Origin of the sequence: Clostridium aminobutyricum (assembly GCF_017255415.1) — a bacterium.
GTDB lineage: Bacteria > Bacillota > Clostridia > Peptostreptococcales > Anaerovoracaceae > Aminipila > Aminipila aminobutyrica.
In genome coordinates, this window is the sequence record NZ_JAFJZZ010000001.1 from 567,838 (window position 1) to 586,377 (window position 18,540).

14 protein-coding genes and 1 pseudogene are annotated in these 18,540 nt (G+C 43.4%); 13 read left to right on the top strand and 2 right to left on the bottom strand.

All coding sequences use genetic code 11. From position 1 onward, the window contains the following. Positions 1–278 precede the first annotated feature (278 nt). From JYB65_RS02760 to JYB65_RS15065, 5 genes and pseudogenes are all read left to right on the top strand, one after another. On the top strand, positions 279–1,883 hold the full coding sequence (locus JYB65_RS02760) for a histidine kinase N-terminal 7TM domain-containing diguanylate cyclase (protein ID WP_342366611.1): 1,605 nt from the start codon (positions 279–281) through the stop codon (positions 1,881–1,883). Positions 1,884–2,060: 177 nt separating this feature from the next. Next, positions 2,061–2,813: an alpha/beta fold hydrolase gene (locus tag JYB65_RS02765; RefSeq protein WP_206581089.1), complete on the top strand. Its 753-nt coding sequence runs from the start codon at positions 2,061–2,063 to the stop codon at positions 2,811–2,813. Positions 2,814–2,822: 9 nt separating this feature from the next. Further along, a pseudogene (locus JYB65_RS02770) lies at positions 2,823–2,921 on the top strand (transposase); the annotation flags it as partial. Between the two features lie 149 nt (positions 2,922–3,070). Next, complete coding sequence (locus JYB65_RS02775) at positions 3,071–3,661, top strand: hypothetical protein (protein ID WP_206581090.1); 591 nt, start codon at positions 3,071–3,073, stop codon at positions 3,659–3,661. A 246-nt stretch (positions 3,662–3,907) separates the two neighbouring features. Continuing rightward, positions 3,908–7,534 carry a collagen-like protein gene (locus tag JYB65_RS15065; RefSeq protein ID WP_280634475.1) on the top strand — a complete coding sequence of 1,209 codons (3,627 nt, stop codon included), beginning with the start codon at positions 3,908–3,910 and terminating at the stop codon, positions 7,532–7,534. 197 nt (positions 7,535–7,731) lie between these two features. Here the strand turns inward: JYB65_RS15065 and JYB65_RS02790 are convergent, their stop codons facing one another. Beyond that, positions 7,732–8,487, bottom strand: coding sequence for a MerR family transcriptional regulator (locus JYB65_RS02790; protein ID WP_206581091.1), 756 nt, complete (start codon positions 8,485–8,487; stop codon positions 7,732–7,734). 156 nt (positions 8,488–8,643) lie between these two features. Between JYB65_RS02790 and JYB65_RS02795 the strand changes: the two genes are divergently transcribed. From JYB65_RS02795 to JYB65_RS02815, 5 genes are all read left to right on the top strand, one after another. After that, a complete protein-coding gene (locus JYB65_RS02795; protein ID WP_206581092.1) occupies positions 8,644–10,062 on the top strand; it encodes an MDR family MFS transporter in 1,419 nt (472 codons plus the stop codon). 412 nt (positions 10,063–10,474) lie between these two features. Beyond that, the gene (locus JYB65_RS02800) at positions 10,475–10,864 is read left to right on the top strand and encodes a hypothetical protein (RefSeq protein ID WP_206581093.1); all 390 of its coding nucleotides are present in this window, start codon (positions 10,475–10,477) and stop codon (positions 10,862–10,864) included. 159 nt (positions 10,865–11,023) lie between these two features. Continuing rightward, positions 11,024–11,497, top strand: coding sequence for a MarR family transcriptional regulator (locus JYB65_RS02805; RefSeq protein ID WP_206581094.1), 474 nt, complete (start codon positions 11,024–11,026; stop codon positions 11,495–11,497). 215 nt (positions 11,498–11,712) lie between these two features. Next, a complete protein-coding gene (locus JYB65_RS02810; RefSeq protein WP_206581095.1) occupies positions 11,713–12,291 on the top strand; it encodes a flavodoxin family protein in 579 nt (192 codons plus the stop codon). Positions 12,292–12,310: 19 nt separating this feature from the next. After that, positions 12,311–13,744 (top strand): MFS transporter, encoded by a 1,434-nt coding sequence (locus tag JYB65_RS02815; protein ID WP_206581096.1) that lies wholly within the window; start codon positions 12,311–12,313, stop codon positions 13,742–13,744. Between the two features lie 204 nt (positions 13,745–13,948). Here the strand turns inward: JYB65_RS02815 and JYB65_RS02820 are convergent, their stop codons facing one another. Continuing rightward, on the bottom strand, positions 13,949–15,775 hold the full coding sequence (locus JYB65_RS02820) for a collagen-like domain-containing protein (RefSeq protein ID WP_206581097.1): 1,827 nt from the start codon (positions 15,773–15,775) through the stop codon (positions 13,949–13,951). Between the two features lie 315 nt (positions 15,776–16,090). On the opposite strand from JYB65_RS02820, the gene JYB65_RS02825 reads away from it, so the two are divergent. From JYB65_RS02825 to JYB65_RS02835, 3 genes are all read left to right on the top strand, one after another. After that, the gene (locus tag JYB65_RS02825) at positions 16,091–16,282 is read left to right on the top strand and encodes a hypothetical protein (protein ID WP_206581098.1); all 192 of its coding nucleotides are present in this window, start codon (positions 16,091–16,093) and stop codon (positions 16,280–16,282) included. 98 nt (positions 16,283–16,380) lie between these two features. Continuing rightward, positions 16,381–17,625, top strand: a complete 1,245-nt coding sequence (locus tag JYB65_RS02830) for a hypothetical protein (RefSeq protein WP_206581099.1) — start codon at positions 16,381–16,383, stop codon at positions 17,623–17,625. A gap of 209 nt (positions 17,626–17,834) precedes the next feature. After that, the gene (locus JYB65_RS02835; RefSeq protein WP_483413772.1) at positions 17,835–18,419 is read left to right on the top strand and encodes a DUF2179 domain-containing protein; all 585 of its coding nucleotides are present in this window, start codon (positions 17,835–17,837) and stop codon (positions 18,417–18,419) included. Positions 18,420–18,540 lie beyond the last annotated feature (121 nt).

Consider the following 18,540-nt stretch of genomic DNA (forward strand, 5'->3'; position numbering starts at 1 on the left):
AATTTTAAGGGTTTTCGGATTTTTTTATGCTCTCGGACATAAGAGTTTTGACTTTAATTCAGATAAGTACTAGAATTAACATTAGATGTATCTCTCAGTATTGTGCATTTTTCGATATACCGCTAGCCTAAAGTTATTGATAATCAATATTAGCTATTATATAATTAACGACAGATAACAGACTGGAGCCATTGAGCATTCCGGATCATCTCCCTGCTCCGGTAAGAAAAAAGAAAAGATGCCGTGAAAAGGGAAAATGAAGCAGAGGAGGTTATACTGTGGATAATGTCAATATCATTAATATGCTGCTGATTTTATCCACATTGGTGGTATTATATTTCTTATTGTTAGTCGCAAAAAGAACGCCGAAAAAGCAAATTCATTATGCTGTTTTAAGTATAACAGCCAGCATTCTCCTATGGAATGTCGCAGTATTATTGTATTTGACTTTTGACAAAGTCCCATGGATACAGGCAATTTGTGAGCGACTGTACTTTTTGGGTGCGATTTTCGTATCCATTTCAATATTATTTACAGGGTTAATATTTGCTCAAACTAAAATAAAATTTATATGGAAGCATGCACTGCTGTTTGTCGTTCCTGTCATCTCTATTATAGTGCTGTTTACGAATCAGAGTCATCACTGGTTTTATACTGTCTTTAGCCTGATACCTTCCAAGCAAATTTTTGGTACCTATTTTATTATACATACGATATATTCTTATTTGTGTATAGGGATTGGGTTGGCCTATCTCGTGATTTTTTCCATAAAAAATTATGGCATTTTCTCCAGACAATCCTCGTTAATATTTATTGGTATTATGATTTCGCTGATCATTGATGCGATCAGCACATTTAAGATCTTTAATTGGTCAACGGCAATCGAAAATATTGCTTTTGCCGTGACTATTAGCTTTTTTATAATAGCTACGGTAAAGTTTGATTTCCTGAACGTAGTACCCATCGCCTTGCAAACGGTTGTTGATTTGATTTCTGACAGCTATGTGGTGATTGATGAGGATTTTAAAGTCATTGATTACAACAAAGCTTTTGTAGGCGGTTTTACCGGGGTATCCAGAAAAATTGGCATTATGGAAATAATCAAAAAGAATTATGGCGCTCTCGATGTTAAGAGGTTCATGGACTTTCTGGACGAAGCAGTTCGCGAGCAAAAAAAAGTGGGCTTTGAAATGCTCAAGCCCATGGATGAAGCCATTGTCTATTATATGGTGGAAATCACCCCCATTTATATCAGCGGAAATCATATAGGAACTATAATTTTAAAACAGAATATTACTGAGCATAAAAATAATTTGCAGGAGGTTATGCAGCTCAATGAGAGGCTGCAGAGTCTGGCAACCCGAGATTGGCTGACGCAGTCTTATAATAGATATTTTTTTGATGAAAGATTACAGCAGGAGATTGATCTCGTAAACAGGCTACAAGCATACGGCCGGGAATCGGAAAAAAAGGTCAACGCTTTTGGGTTAATTATGTTTGATATAGACTATTTCAAAATCTATAACGATAATAATGGACATCCGGCAGGAGATGAGCTTTTACAAACAATCGTTACGGTTGTTAAAGAGGTGTTATATCCGACGGATATATTATGCAGATACGGTGGAGAAGAGTTTGCCATTATTTGCTGCCATACCTCAGAGAAAGGGATTAAAACAGCTGCGGAAAAAATCAGAAAAGCTGTGGAAGGTTATGATTTCAGGTTTCAGGATAAACAGCCGGGCGGTAACCTGACAGTTAGCATTGGCGCAGTATACTGTTCAACAGCTAACGTAAAAAGAAAGGATTTAATAAAAAAAGCTGATGAGTATCTGTATTTAGCCAAAAGCAGCGGAAGGAATAAGGCTGTTTTTAACGACTAAATCACAAATTGCTGCAGACTTTTGAAACACAAAGAATTAAGCCGCATTTCCAATAGACATGCCTTCCGACAAGGGGAAGGCATGTCTTTTTCTATGGAAATATGGTACTATCGATTCAAAGGCGATTCCATTATAAATAGATAAACAGAAATTTGAACCTCGTGAAAGGAAAAAGAAATGATATTCAAAGAAACATCGAATAAAAAACTGCCCACAATTATTTTATTACACGGCGGCGGTTTGTCTTTTTGGTCTTTGCAAAGCATCGTTGAACAACTACAATCTGAATTTCACGTTGTTACACCTATCATTGACGGTCACGGTGAGGATGGCGATGAAGAATTTATCAGCATTCAGAATTCTGCAGGGAAACTCATAGACTATATTGATACAAATTATAACGGTAAAGTATTTGCTATCAGTGGGCTGTCAATTGGTGCGCAGATAACAATAGAGGTTCTATCCCAACGAGCGGACATTACACAATATGCAATTCTTGAAAGCGCATTGGTGTATCCAATCAAAGGAACTGCGATTATGACTGTTCCAACATACAAACTTTTTTATGGATTGGTTAAGAGAAGATGGTTTTCCAAACTGCAAGCAAAATCGCTTTGTGTCCCTGCCGATATGTTTGAACAGTATTATCAGGACAGTCTGAAAATATCAAAGCAATCGCTAATCAATATCACACTAAGTAACGGTAACTATAACTTAAAAAGCAGCATTACGAATACCAAATCAAAGATTTTGATTATTGTCGGAGAAAATGAAATTGGAATTATGAGAAAATCTGCCCAACGATTGCGTGAAGCAATCAAAGATAGTGAACTTTATATAGCACCGGCAATGAAACATGGCGAGATGAGTTTGGTATATCCTAAAAAATATGCTGAATTGGTAAAGCTGTTCTTTGGCAAATGTTCATAGTATGTAATCCAGGCAAATGCTTGCCCTGACCACATTCACATGTTGGTTGCAATTCCGCCTAAACTGAGTGTATCGAAATTCATGGGAATATTGAAAGGGAAAAGCAGTTACAGCTGTTCAACGTACTGGCAATGGATATTCTGTTAACAAGAAATATTTAATGATAAATTAAGCTTTTCTTAAGATTTTTTTTATTGGTTCTTTAATTCTATATATCATAATGAGTACATCAATTAAATTCAGAGAGGTACTTCATTATGGAAAAATGCTATTTATATATAGTTCTGACAAGAACCAATACGGTAATGTCTAAGCTTATTCAGGTTGTAAAAAATGATGCATATACTCATGCGGCTATATCTTTAGATAAAGAACTCAATCATATGTACAGCTTTGGAAGAAGGAATACGTACAATCCTTTTATTGGAAGGTTTAGAAAAGAAGATATTAACGAAGGCGTATACAAGTTCTGTAATACCTTACATGGTGCAATAATTGAGGTGGAGGTGTCCAAGCAACAGTATGAAAAAGCGAAGGTAATATTAGATCATTTCATTTCGAATAGTCACCTTTATAAATATAACTATAATGGGCTTGTACATAGCATGTTAAACAAACCAGTATGTAACGATTATAGCTTTTTATGCTCAGAATTTGTGTATCACATTCTAAAGGAAAGCGGCATTGCAGACCTTAAAATATCAAGAAATCTGGTTAGACCTCAAAACTTGCTGAATATAGAAGGTAGAATGATTTATAAAGGTAATCTCAAAAAAATAAAATTATCAGAAAATAATTTATATGCAAATGAAATAGGAACCAGGAGGCTGAGTGCAATATATGAATAAACCTAACGAATTATTACATGAACGCCACGGTGGCAAGTGCGTTTTCCTGTGGTGTTTTTTTTGTTGTCTTTTTATGGCTAACTCGATAGGTTAGCTATTTCTCACCTTCATTTATACTGATCATATACTATTAAAAAAGCTGTAAACTTAGTGATTCTCCTACAAATCTCTCTATTATCTATGACAGAAGAATCCCAATTGTTATATGGCTGAATATTGATTAAGTATTTAAAGGAGACATCGAAAGTGAATTATTATAATCGAGATATAGTATGCAATAAGAACAACAACTGTTGTCAGTGTCACTGTTATCCATGCTGTTGTATTGGCCCACAAGGTCCAACCGGAGCAGCGGGCATAACAGGTCCCACTGGAGCCAATGGCAATACAGGTCCAACCGGAGCAACGGGCATAACAGGTCCCACTGGAGCCAATGGCAATACAGGTCCAACTGGAGCAACGGGCATAACAGGTCCCACTGGAACCAATGGCAATACAGGTCCTACCGGAGCAACCGGAGACACCGGGCCTCAAGGAATTCAAGGAATTCAAGGGATCCAGGGTATTCAGGGTCAAATGGGTCCCACTGGTGTTGGCACAACCGGACCACAGGGAGAACAGGGTCCTGCGGGAGCTGTCGGAAATGCTGGCGCCACCGGAGACACCGGCCCCCAAGGAATTCAGGGAATCCAAGGAATCGAAGGACTGCAAGGTCCAATAGGTCCTACCGGCGTTGGTGTTACCGGGACAACCGGCTCAACCGGACCGCAGGGTGAACCGGGTCCTACCGGAGCTGTTGGAAATACTGGCGCCACCGGAGACACTGGTCCCCAAGGAATCCAGGGAATCCAAGGAATCGAAGGACTGCAAGGTCCAATAGGTCCTACCGGCGTTGGTGTTACCGGGGCAACCGGCTCAACCGGGCCGCAGGGTGAACCGGGTCCAACCGGAGCTGCTGGAAATACTGGCGCCACCGGAGACACCGGCCTCCAAGGAATTCAAGGAATTCAAGGAATCGAAGGACTGCAAGGTCCTATTGGCCCTACCGGCGTTGGTATTACCGGGACAACCGGCTCAACCGGGCCGCAGGGCGAGCAGGGTCCAACCGGAGCTGTTGGAAATACCGGTCCTATTGGAGACACCGGCCCCCAAGGAATTCAGGGAATCCAAGGAATCGAAGGACTGCAAGGTCCAATAGGTCCTACCGGCGTTGGTATTACCGGAGCAACCGGTTCAACCGGACCGCAGGGTGAACCGGGTCCAACCGGAGCTGTTGGAAATACCGGTCCTATTGGTGATATCGGCCCCCAAGGAATTCAGGGAATCCAAGGAATCGAAGGACTGCAAGGTCCAATAGGTCCTACCGGCGTTGGTATTACCGGGACAACCGGCTCAACCGGACCGCAGGGTGAACCGGGTCCAACCGGAGCTGTTGGAAATACTGGCGCCACCGGCGACACTGGTCCCCAAGGAATCCAGGGAATCCAAGGAATCGAAGGACTGCAAGGCCCAATAGGCCCCACCGGTGTTGGCGTAACCGGTTCAACCGGGCCGCAGGGTGAACAGGGTCCCACCGGAGCCGCTGGAAATATCGGCCCCACCGGTGACACTGGTCCCCAAGGAATCCAGGGAATCCAAGGAATCGAAGGACTGCAAGGTCCAATAGGTCCCACCGGTGTTGGCGCAACCGGTTCAACCGGACCGCAGGGTGAACCGGGTCCCACTGGAGCCACTGGAAATACTGGCTCTACTGGTGACACTGGTCCCCAAGGTGTTACCGGTGTGCAGGGTATTCAAGGCATACAGGGTGAGATTGGTCCAACGGGTCCTCTGGGTCCCGCCGGTGCTACCGGGGCAGATGGTACCGGGATCACAATTCTTGGTTCCTATCCGACGTATCAAGACTTAATTGATGCACATCCAACAGGAAGCCCCGGCGATGGTTATCTGGTTAATGGTGATTTATATGTTTGGAGTGACACAACCAACACCTGGGAAAATGTCGGTAATATCCAAGGCCCACAGGGGCCAACAGGTCCGCAGGGCATTCAAGGTCTGCAAGGAATCGCTGGAATTACAGGTCCCCAAGGCAATATAGGACCTACTGGATTACAGGGTCCAATAGGCATACAGGGTCCCACAGGTCCCACTGGTATAAATGGTAACACGGGTCCCACCGGTGCAGACGGAGGTATAGGGCCACAAGGTCCACAAGGGATTCCCGGTCCGACCGGTCCTCAAGGTATCGCAGGTCCGATTGGTTCGCAAGGCATACAGGGTCCGACCGGCCCAACCGGTTCGACCGGTAACACGGGTCCCATCGGTAACACCGGTGCAGACGGAGGTATAGGGCCACAAGGTCCACAAGGGATTCCCGGTTCCACAGGCCCTCAGGGTATCGCAGGTCCGATCGGTTCGCAAGGCATACAGGGTCCGACCGGTCCAACCGGCCCGACCGGTAACACGGGTCTCACCGGTAACACCGGTGCAGCCGGTGGAATAGGTCCCCAAGGGCTACAGGGAATTCTCGGTCCGACCGGTCCTCAAGGTATCGCAGGTCCGATCGGTTCGCAAGGCATACAGGGTTTGACCGGACCAACCGGTCCGACCGGCAACACGGGTCCCATCGGTAACACAGGCGCAGCCGGTGGAATAGGCCCTCAAGGGCTGCAGGGAATTCCCGGTCCGACCGGCCCTCAGGGTATCCAAGGTCCGGTTGGTTCGCAAGGCATACAGGGTTTGACCGGACCAACCGGTCCGACCGGCAACACGGGTCCCATCGGTAACACAGGCGCAGCCGGTGGAATAGGTCCCCAAGGGCTGCAGGGAATTCCCGGTCCGACCGGTCCTCAAGGTATCGCAGGTCCGGTTGGTTCGCAAGGCATACAGGGTTTGACCGGACCAACCGGTCCGACCGGCAACACGGGTCCCATCGGTAACACAGGCGCAGACGGTGGAATAGGCCCTCAAGGTCTGCAGGGAATTCCCGGTCCAACCGGGCCTCAGGGTATCCAAGGTCCGGTTGGTTCGCAAGGCATACAGGGTCTGACCGGCCCAACCGGTCCGACCGGCAACACGGGCCCCACCGGTAACACAGGCGCAGACGGTGGAATAGGCCCTCAAGGTCTGCAGGGAATTCCTGGTTCGACCGGGCCTCAGGGTATCCAAGGTCAAGTTGGAGAACAGGGGGCTCAAGGTCCAACTGGCCCCACTGGTGCAATTGGCGACACAGGCCCAACCGGTTCCACAGGCACAATTGGGCCACAAGGTCCTCAGGGTATCACTGGATCCACCGGGCCTCAGGGCGTCCAAGGAATCATGGGGCCTCAAGGCGCTCAAGGCCCTACTGGAGCTACAGGGCCCCAAAATTCTTCGGTTTTTCTGGAAACAGTAAAATTAGGAGATATCAATTCCCTGATTTCTTTTAACCAAGGCGGTGGAAATAATCAAGCATTAGGCGCTTTGGTATTTGGCGGCAGAGCGAATAGTATAGTCTCTAGCTTGGCATCCTATGTTGTGCAAACAGGGGCAACCACAGGCAGCTTTCAAATGGCAATATTACAGCCCACTAGTTCCTCTTCTGCTACCGTAGTGGGCATCACAAATAATGTTACAACGATCACCCCAGGATTGCTAATTTTGCCGTTAACGTCTTCTGTTACTCTTTTAGCAAACACCCTGTATTTTCTTGCAGTATACAACCAAGTAAACGGTGCATTTATAGGCGGAAGATCCACTGGGGTAGGAACCACTAGTCTAGCACCTCCAATTAATTTTAGAGTTCAAAATATAAGTGGTTTTTCAATCAGCCAAGCAATTAACACAAGTGATATCAGTTTGCAGCTTTCCCCTTGGTTAGCGGCATTACAATGATCTTGGGATTTGTGACCCTTGAATAAAACTATGCGGCTGAAAACTGATTTTATGGAACCGACTATGTAATCGAAGTTGTTTTTGCCCTGCATCCCAAAAAAGAGGCTGTATCAAAACGCCTCTCCGAAAAGTACAAAAAGAGCTCTTCCAATTCTACTGGCTGAGCTCTTTTTGTGCCGCTGATTACCGCCGATTGGTTAGTGATACACATACAAAATAGCCGCATTTATAAACTCTGCAAGTCCCGGTGTCTTTTTGTCCAATGCTTCTTTGTGAACCAAATACGCCTGTCCGATTTTACGAAAAGCTGTATCATCGCAGGGAAGCCACATATTTATTAACTCTCTATAAGCAGTAACCGCCTTTTTTGCAGCTAAACTCTCCGGGCCATCTATCATGGCTTCACGAAACTTTTGCATAACATCCCCGCAAAGAGAAATGAGTTCACCAAAATCCACATTCATTATATTCGAGGCGTTTTTAACGATGGATATGCTGCTCGGAAATATGCCGCTTTTCACTACCGGAAGAAAAAAACCGCTTTCCATTAACGCTCGAATTTCGTTTGCATATGTTTTTTTCATTGTTTCAATTCTATTTTTATCAAAATCTCTTAGCATTGAAATATCAAATTCATTATTCAATATACGGTCAACTGACAATATCATTTTTTGCAGTCCTGATTGTTTTTCCAAGAGAATTTGTTTATGCTGCCGTATGATCTCTTTTTCCATTTCCTTCGGACTTTCAAGCAGCAACCGAATGTCATCAAGGGAAATGCCAAGCTCTTTATAAAACAGAATGCTCCACAGTCGGCGCAGGCTCTCGTCATCATATTGACGATAACCCGATTCTTTTACCGCGCTGGGTGGTAATAATCCGATTTCATCATAATATTGCAAGGTGCGGCGGCTTACGCCGGAGAGCTTGCTCACTTCATTTACACTTTTCATTGCCTTTTCCTCCTTGCTAAAAATATTTTTCAAAAATCTCTTGACTCGAACGCAGCGTTATAGTTTATGCTCTCATTATAAATGAACGGCAGCGTTTTTGTAAAGTGAAAAAGTATAAACAAAAATGCCGCACATAATGAGGAGGATTTATTTACGATGAATAAGAATGAAAAAGCCCCAAAACTTGAGCCGATTCCAAAGAGCATCATGAACATTGCTTGGATTTTAGTGCTTGGGGCAATTATGCCCCTGCTTGATTCAACAATGGTCAACATTGCAATCAAGCACTTGAGCAATGATTTCAGTGCCGGACTTGATTTAATTCAATGGGTAGTTACAGGTTATGTGTTAGCTATGGCAATTTCAGTACCGCTTGCAGGTTGGATGGTGCAACGGTTCAATGGTAAATGGTTAATGATTGGCGCCAATGTATTATTTTTAGCTTCTTCGATTGCTTCGGGATTTAGCGGGAGTATTAATTCATTGATTATTTTCCGGGTTGTTCAAGGTATCAGCGCCGGTTTTATTATGACATTGGTGACTACCTTGTGTGTCGAAACCGCCGGAAGGGAGCGGATGGGACGGTTAATGTCGACCATTGGTATCCCAACGGTCCTGGGGCCAATCCTGGGCCCGGTTATTGGGGCTGTGATTGTTCAATTCTTATCATGGCGTTACATTTTCTTTGTCAACATTCCAATTGGCATTCTTGCCATCACTTTGATGATTATGAAGCTGCCAAACTTCACGCCGACAAACATAAAAGCCAAATTCGACTTCATTGGCATCCTTTTATTGGGTGCCAGTTCAGCCGCGTTAATTTACGGGATTACGAAAGCAGCGAAAAGTGCTACATTTAACAACAGCACGACAATTGCTTATGTTGTTGCCGGGGTCGCAATTCTAGCCATCTATATGATTTACGCTGCTATTAAAAAGGAACAAGCCATTCTCCCATTACACTTATTTAAGTTGAAAAATTTCAGCGCGGTTATGGTTGGCTTGTTCCTTGCAGGGATTGCCACCAACGGTCCAATGTTGTTATTACCTTTGTTTTTCCAAAACATTAAGGGCTTCTCAGTTTTGAGCGCCGGATTAATTTTGATTCCGCAAGGGATCGGTATGTTAGTTGCCCGTCCATTGATTGGCAAGCTGACTGATAAATTGGGTGCGCGTAATGTTGTCTTGGTAAGTTTGACATTAGCCATCGTTGGCACGATTCCATTTGTCTTCTTTGGTGAGGCATCTTCACTCATTGTTGTGAGCGTTGTCTTGTTTATTCGCGGTATGGGAATCGGTGGTGTCACCATTCCAATGATGACTGATGCGTACACCGGTATGGTCAAACAAGAAATTGCGCAAGCCAGTGTCGGAACTCGGCTCGTGCAAAATATTGGTGGTGCGTTTGGTTCAGCAGTACTTGCAACGGTTGTCAGCCTTGGGGTCCAAGATAAAACACCAACGATTCCACTCATGACCACCGCTTACCATGATGGGTTCATGTTAGCCTTAGTTCTTAGCCTAGTATTACTCATTCCAACTTTGTTCTTAACGAACAAGAAATCTAAGAAATAATGCATTCAAAAGTAAATTGGGTATGCTGCGTCATTAATAAAAGGGGGTATTTATTACATGAATATTTTGATTGTTGGCACGGGTATTATCGGATTGACGAGCGAAAAGATAAAAAACACCAAAATACAAATGGGAGCTATACATACCACTGTGTTGCTGAAGCCAATGACGCTATGAGCTAATTATGGTTCCTGTTAAACTAAGAAGGAAACGAATGCTATAACAGAAATATAAAACTTTCACTGACATTTTGCAAAAAAATGTGCTACACTGAAACTATAGATATCGGCCATGGATGCTAGTAGCCGCTATTTTTGAGTCTACGATCTCAATGGAGTATCTGTGCAGCTGAGATAAAAAATTGAAAATTAACGAATGATTGATGTTATGAAATATGAAAGGCGGTATGGGTTTGAATTTAATTGACGAACAGGTTCTTCACGAATTATTTGGAGCGGGGAAAATTTTGGGTATAGAGGGCGATATTATTACCATTCAGTTTTCGGATCATATCGGTCAAAAGAAGTTTCAATATCCTGCTGTATTTGAACATTTTCTGAAAATGCGCAAGCCATCGGCACAGGAATATGTCATGCAGGAACTTGCTGTCCTGCAGAATGCTATCGAGGCAGAACGTTTACGCAGAGAAGAATTGCGGTTAGAGGAAAAACAACAGCAGCTGGCAGCCAAACTGGTAACCAAAAAGACGACGGCCAGAAAGCCAAAAGCCTCAGCCACAAAAAGCAAGGCGGCGCCGAAACCAACTGTTGACGAACCTACTGGAACCCAAAACAAGGAGTAAATATAGCCATGCTTTTAGTTTGTTTTATCCATGTATCGTCTTTGTCTCTATTTTTTCAGATGTAGCTTAATTCTTATACTAATCACTTTAACATTGTTGCAACAGAAACAAAAATTTAGTATAATATTGTTAACACACGAACGGGTGGGAGGACACGCCATGAACAAAGAGGAACAGGTTAAAATGCGTTTCAGGGACTTATACAACAAGTTGGCTTGGCTTAATAAGCTTAAGATGGAAGCAAGTTTTAAGGGCTACACGCCTTCTGAAGTACATTGTATCGAAAACATTGGAAGAAATGTAGATTCCAACGTGACAAAACTAGCGGAGTCCTTTTATATGACTAGGGGCGCCATAAGCAAAATGACCAAGAAGCTCATAAAAAAAGGTGTCATTGAAAGCTATCAGAAGCCAGATAATAAGAAAGAAATTTATTTTCGGCTTACTGAACAAGGGCAAGTAATTTATAAAGTCCATGAAGAACTGCACAAAGAGTTTCAAGAGCGGGATAAATCCGTATTTGAGCAGGTAACTGAGGAGCAATTTGACAGTATGCTTAGCTTCGTGGAAAAGTATAATAGGCATTTAGATGCAGAAATAAAGAAGAAGGGTATAAATATTAAGTCGGAATAGATTTGAATAAAAATAAAACCATAGGCAGCTTAACTCTATTGAGAACAGGCTGTTTTTTTATGGTATTTATTTTGTTGACAGAGAAACAAAATGGTGATATGATGACTTTGTTGACAGAGAAACAAAATTATAACTTTTGAGAGGGAAATTTAAATGTTTAAATTTAGATCACACAATGTACAGAACAAACCGTTGATAAGGAGGAAAGGAAAAAGATGAAAATTATCGGATTTAGTGCAAGTCCGCGGAAAGAAGGCAATACTGCCTGGATAATAAACAAAATACTCGAAGGTGCAAAAGAACAGGGGGCCGAAACGAGTGCCTTCAGTTTCAGCGACCTTGATATCAAACCGTGCCGTGGTTGTTGGGCCTGCCACAAGGGCGATCAGGGCTGTGTTATCAAAGATGATATGCAAAAAATTTATGACGCGCTTGAGGATGCCGATGCCATTGTTTTCGGCTCGCCGGTTTACATGGGGCAGATGAGCGCCCAAGGGAAGATATTCACGGATAGGCTGTTCGCACGATTTTCTCCGCGATTCTCTCCGTTTTTCAAAGAAAATGCCGTAAAACAAAAGCTGATTCTTTCGTTTAATCAGGGTAATCCTGATTCCAGCCTGTTCCAGGTGTATTTTGATTATACGAGACACATGTTTGAGGTGCTGGAATTTGATGTGAAAGAGGTACCTGTCGTTACCGGTATGCGAAATGAACCGGCGCATGAAAGAGAAGATCTTCATACGGTCATGAAGGATATCGGCTCAGCGTTGGTTTCGGAGCCATTCCAGGAATAGTAAGGGGAAGGATACAATAATGCAAGGAGAAAATAGGAACGGTAAACGCCGCACATTTGCTTTAGTTATACTTCTGTTCGCGTCTTTTATGGACATATTGGACACCATGATAATCAACATTGCCATACCCTCAATCCAAAGCGGTTTACAGGCCGGTTCATCGGCTGTTGAGTGGACGGCAAACGCATATATCCTCGGAATGGCATTGATTATCATTACCGGCGGGCGACTTGGGGATATTTTAGGCCGCAAAAAAATGTTCATGATAGGCATGGCAGGGTTTACCATTGCATCTGCTTTTTCGGGTTTGGCCGCCACAATAAATGTTTTGATTTTTTCGAGAGCAATACAGGGAATCATGGCCGGGATTATGATTCCACAGGTGCTTTCTTATATACAAGTTTTATTTGCACCGAAAGAACGCGCCGGGGCACTTGGCGCCTACAGCGGAATCAGCGGATTTGCAACCGTTGCCGGGCCAATATTGGGGGCATTCCTGATCAAGATTAATCTTTTACAACTAGGTTGGCGTACATTATTCCTCATTAATGTTCCGATCGGAGTTTTCATTTTTATAGCTGCTGCTATTGTACTCACGGAATCAAAATCTACAAATCCGTTACGTGTAGATATACTAGGTACGCTAATGGCGATGGCTTCCCTTATACTGCTGCTGTATCCGCTGATACAGGGGAACAGCTTGGGTTGGCCTGTTTGGACATATATTTCAATGGCTGCTGCGCTCATCGTTGGTATCCTTTTTATTGTCTATGAGAAGCGCCGGACGAAACTGAATAAATCTCCTTTAATCGCACTGAACCTTTTCCAGTTTAAGAGCTTTATTGGAGGGGTATCGGTATTTACCTTATTTATGATTGCCATGAGCGGCTATTTTCTTGTCTTTACGTTTTACTTACAGATGGGATTACAGTTTACGCCTTTGCACGCGGCTTTGACCGCATTGCCATTTTCGTTGATGGTTCCTGTAATGGCAGGGTTTTCGGTAATGAAACTGGCACCTAAATTTGGTCGGAAGGTAGTAGTCTCAGGGTTGATCCTATGTGCAATTGGGCTTGCAGGCGTAGAATGGGTGATGCATGGTGCCGGTCCATCCCTGAGCAGCTGGCAGCTGCTTCCTGTACTTCTTATCGGTGGTGCCGGTATGGGCATGGTTGTAGCATCTCTTACTGATTTTAGCCTTTCCCAAGTCCCACAACAGGATGCAGGTTCGGCTTCCGGTATTTTGAACATGATGCAGCAAGTTGGCAGCAGTATCGGTATTGCGATTCTCGGTACGATCTTTTTCAATTTTATTGGAAGTTTATTTGAAATCAGCGGATTTGCTATGGGCGTAAGATATGCCATTTGGTCTGCTGTCGGTATTTTGATCTTAACGATACCATTTGTTTTCTTACTCCCCAAAAAGATACACCAACATACTGACAGCCTGTAAAACGTTCTCTCTTTTAAACTTTTTTATTTCATACTGAGAATTGTAAAGTGCGTTTCCATGACTTGGAAACGCACTTTTTCCATATTCTTCATATTCACTTACCCAACAGAACAGGCTATTGTAGTGGATAGATTGATGGTAGAGCTATCTGTTTTTTATCTTAAACCATAGTTAGAAAAGTGTTAATGAACAAAAGCTATAATCCTAAGAGCTTATCTTTTGGATCAATATTGAAGCGTTAGCATTTATCTGTGTCCCTCCAGCTAAGGTTTGTAGCGTAACCGCGGCAGAACTTGTGTGATTTCGTACCGTTAAGACATCAGCTGCGGCAGCAGTAATGATGACCATCCCCGGATTCGCTTGAGTACCGGCCCCTGAGCCATATACTGCCCCGCCAACGGGCGCTCCATTTTGGAACAAAGTAAATTGATTTGGTTCAACGCCTGCCGCATAAAACCAAACGGCATAGTCACCAGCAGTGCCAATTTGGATTATAGCTGTTCCGGATGCATGTGCAATGGTACCCACGATAATCCCGTTAGTACTAAATAGTATATCTGCTTCTAAAGCAACTGTTTGAGCATCCAGGTTGTAAATATAAGCATATTCAGATAACCCAGCGGTGCCTGTAGGACCAGTAGCGCCAGTCGGGCCGGTAGGACCGATATCTCCGGTAGCACCAGTAGGCCCAGTCGGACCAATATCTCCGGTAGCACCCGTAGGCCCAGTCGGTCCGGTAGGACCGATATCTCCGGTAGCACCGGTAGGCCCAGTCGGTCCGGTAGGACCAATATCTCCGGTAGCACCGGTAGGCCCAGTCGGTCCGGTAGGACCAATATCTCCGGTAGCACCCGTAGGCCCAGTCGGGCCGGTAGGACCAATATCTCCGGTAGCACCGGTAGGCCCAGTCGGGCCGGTAGGACCAATATCTCCGGTAGCACCAGTAGGGCCAGTCGGTCCGGTAGGACCGATATCTCCGGTAGCACCAGTAGGCCCAGTCGGTCCGGTAGGACCAATATCTCCGGTAGCACCCGTAGGCCCAGTCGGGCCGGTAGGACCAATATCTCCGGTAGCACCAGTAGGCCCAGTCGGGCCGGTAGGACCAATATCTCCGGTAGCTCCGGTAGGCCCAGTCGGTCCGGTAGGACCAATATCTCCGGTAGCTCCGGTAGCACCAGTAGGTCCAGTCGGTCCGATATCTCCGGTAGCACCTGTAGCGCCAGTAGGCCCAGTCGATCCGGTAGGACCAATATCTCCAGTAGCACCGGTAGCGCCAGTCGGTCCGATATCTCCGGTAGGTCCTGTAGCGCCAGTAGGCCCAGTCGGTCCGGTAGCACCTGTAGCGCCAGTTGGCCCAGTCGGTCCGGTAGGACCAATATCTCCGGTAGCACCAGTAGCGCCAGTCGGACCGATATCACCTGTAGCTCCTGTAGCGCCAGTAGGCCCAGTCGGTCCGGTAGGACCAATATCTCCGGTAGCACCAGTAGCGCCAGTCGGACCGATATCACCTGTAGCTCCGGTAGCACCCGTAGGCCCAGTAGGACCTGTAGCGCCTGTAGTACCAGTAGGCCCAGTAGCACCAGTAGGTCCTACATCACCTGTAGCTCCGGTAGCACCAGTCGGCCCAGTAGCTCCGGTTGTACCAGTAGGGCCGATAGGTCCAATGGAACCCTGAGGACCCTGCGGTCCGATAGAACCTTGCGGACCAGTAGCTCCAGTAGCACCAGTAGCTCCAGTAGCACCAGTAGCTCCAGTAGCGCCTGTTGCACTAGTCGGACCTGTTGCACCGGTAGGGCCTGTTGCACCAGTAGCGCCTGTCGGTCCGGTTGCACCAGTCGGTCCAGTAGGTCCGATAGGACCCTGCGGCCCCCTCGGTCCGACAGAACAACAGCACTGGCAAAAATTTGGTGGAGAACATTGGCAAGGCCGACAATTATTATCGTTTTGATTCGAGCATCTATCCCATAAACCATTTGTATGTGTGTTACAACAATGGTTTGTATTCACTCCTTGGAACCTCTTATCGTTCATAAGACTTCCTCCTCAGAAATTTTATAGGCGTAATTTGCGCCTAGTCTATTATATTCCGACAGAATCAAACTGGCATAAATAGTATAGAAATGCTCGCTATTATTATGTAATATTCACTTAAAAGAACGAACTCTTAATAAAAAGATTCAAATTTGAGCAAGATAAAAGAGAAAATATTCCTCTATAATTATAAACTTTGCAAAAACTATTCTTCACTAAGTTTTAAAGTTTGCAGATTTCTTCGTTCAATAGTAGTATACTGGGAGTGTACGTTATACGAAAGAAACACTAATCATTAATATAATGGGGGTTTAGATGGCATTAGAAGATATAAGAAGAAATGCGAAAAGAGATATCGAAAATGATATCCAGATATATTTAAAAGGGCAAAAAAATAAATCAAATTATAATTACGTCTTTTCAAAAATAGATTTGGCGGCAAAGGTTTCACTGATAACTATTGACGAAACGAAGGAATACATATCACAGATTAGAAATGAAATCTAAAGAAACGAATGTATAACCCACTCTTATTAGTCTAAACTTTATTTAATAATATGAATCTAGGCTTTATAAAGAGTAAATCATATTAAAGGAGTTATGAAATGCATCATACGAAAGATATTAAAGTTGGAATCGGTTTTGCCACTGGAAGAAAAAGTTTTCAGAAAGCATTGAGAACCAACATACACAACTGGAAGGAATCCGGCTTGGTAGATAACGATCAAATCAGTTTAAACCTTTTTGTCGCATATGATCTAAAATATAATAAAACTAAGATAACGGATTATACCAATGTGCCTGCTGAATTGGCTGATCAGCTTGATAGCAGTACGTTTATCGGGAGCACTTCTATTAAAGACGAAATCAGCTATCTGACTCAAGAAAACGTCATTGATAGTATAGAGGCGGGTAAAATATTTGGAAACGGGTATGCTGCTAAACGGAATGCGCTGTTGTACTTTGCAATAAAAAATAAGATTGATTATTTAGTTTTTATGGATGATGACGAATACCCCATGGCGGTCACCAATAAACATAAAACTGCCCTTTGGGGAGGTCAGGATATTTTGTCAAATCATATCAAATATATTGATCAAGCGGACATAACTCACGGCCATCACTGCGGATATATATCACCTGTCCCTTTTGTAGAGTTTAATGACAGCTTGAAGGAAGATGATTTTCGTAATTTTATTGAAGCTATCAGCAATGAAATCATTAATTGGGATACTCTCAAAAGTGTTATGGATAACGGAGGGGTGACCTATGCGGATATAGACATATTGACCAGTAATAGCGCTGTAGAGGTGGAAGAAGTAAATCATGCCAAATTTATTTCCGGTGCAAATCTATGCATTAATCTGAAAAATGTTCAACGTGTTTTCCCTTTTTACAATCCGCCGGGAGCAAGAGGCGAAGATACTTTTTTAAGTACTTGTCTGAGTGAACGAAAAGTTCTACGCGTACCCTGTTATGCATTCCATGACGGTTTTTCCACTTACAGGGATCTTTTGGAAGGCTTACTCCCGATTCGATTGAAGTTTATTAAAGCTGATAACGAACAGGTTACCACACGATTTTACAAGGCTTGCATTGGTTGGATTCGTTATAAGCCGTTACTTCTTTACATCACACAGCCAGATAACTATGAGGCTAAAATTAAAAAGATGCGGGAACAACTTTATGAGTCATTGCCTAAAATCTGCAATTATTTTAATAAACCGGATTTCTTTAATATTGCTGTTGAAATGGAGAAATACCATAAAAATGTAGAAAAGCATTACGGTGAATTTGTCGAGACACAACGTATTTGGGCAAAAATCATGGAACACTTTGCCGAACGTTAAAAATCCATGCCATGCTGATCGGCGTATTCCGCGATATAACTCTCAGTTCAAAAGCTTATTGATTAGCCAGTAAGCTTTTTGTAAAATTTGGACGGTGTCAATTCTCAAAAATCAGATTCCTTTGTTCCCAGATTTTGATATAATATACTAGAATATCATTAGGCAACAGATCATTTTAAATTTTGCTTATAATGCATGGAGGTTATATCGTGTTTTTTCAACAGCTATTAGACAGTTGGGTATTTAGTTGGATCATTCTTCCTATTCTGATTTTTATGTGCAGAATATTTGATGTATCGATAGGAACTATAAGAATTATCTTTGTATCAAGAGGGAAAAAGAAGCTTGCGCCTTTACTGGGTTTTTTTGAGGTTTCTATTTGGTTGATTGCGATCAGTCAAATCATGCAGCATTTAGATAATATTGCGTGTTTTTTTGCCTATGCGGGAGGATATGCGATGGGCAACTTTATCGGTATATTCATAGAAGATAAATTGGCGATGGGGACGCTCATTATTCGAATTTTCTTAATAAGTGATGAAAATGAAATGAAAGCAAGGCTGTACAAGGCAGGTTTTGGCGTCACCAGTATTGATGCTCATGGCATGAACGGGGCTGTCAAAATTGTCTACACTGTCATTAAACGAAAAGATTTAAGCAAAGCGGTCAGCATTATTGAAGAGTGCGATCCAAAGGCTTTTTATTCGATAGAGGATGCTAAGTCTGTAAATCAAGGTATTTTCCCGAAAACCGGAAAGTCCGGATTTATGGAATATATTAAACCGGGTAAATAGTATAAAGTTTTTGTTTACTAAAATTTAATTAAGGCATGATGGTCCTTTGGCGTCATGCCTTTTATTTTTTCAATAAGTGTCATTTTATATGTAAAGATGAGTATTCTGTAAGTATGATTAA

Excerpts from the sequence above, each read along its gene's own strand:
- JYB65_RS02815 (WP_206581096.1), top strand. The coding sequence starts at position 12,311 with ATGCAAGGAGAAAATAGGAACGGTAAACGCCGCACATTTGCTTTAGTT.
- JYB65_RS02810 (WP_206581095.1), top strand. The coding sequence starts at position 11,713 with ATGAAAATTATCGGATTTAGTGCAAGTCCGCGGAAAGAAGGCAATACT.
- JYB65_RS02830 (WP_206581099.1), top strand. The coding sequence starts at position 16,381 with ATGCATCATACGAAAGATATTAAAGTTGGAATCGGTTTTGCCACTGGA.
- JYB65_RS02765 (WP_206581089.1), top strand. The coding sequence starts at position 2,061 with ATGATATTCAAAGAAACATCGAATAAAAAACTGCCCACAATTATTTTA.
- JYB65_RS02795 (WP_206581092.1), top strand. The coding sequence starts at position 8,644 with ATGAATAAGAATGAAAAAGCCCCAAAACTTGAGCCGATTCCAAAGAGC.
- JYB65_RS02805 (WP_206581094.1), top strand. The coding sequence starts at position 11,024 with ATGAACAAAGAGGAACAGGTTAAAATGCGTTTCAGGGACTTATACAAC.
- JYB65_RS02825 (WP_206581098.1), top strand. The coding sequence starts at position 16,091 with ATGGCATTAGAAGATATAAGAAGAAATGCGAAAAGAGATATCGAAAAT.
- JYB65_RS02775 (WP_206581090.1), top strand. The coding sequence starts at position 3,071 with ATGGAAAAATGCTATTTATATATAGTTCTGACAAGAACCAATACGGTA.
- JYB65_RS02790 (WP_206581091.1), bottom strand. The coding sequence starts at position 8,487 with ATGAAAAGTGTAAATGAAGTGAGCAAGCTCTCCGGCGTAAGCCGCCGC.
- JYB65_RS02820 (WP_206581097.1), bottom strand. The coding sequence starts at position 15,775 with ATGAACGATAAGAGGTTCCAAGGAGTGAATACAAACCATTGTTGTAAC.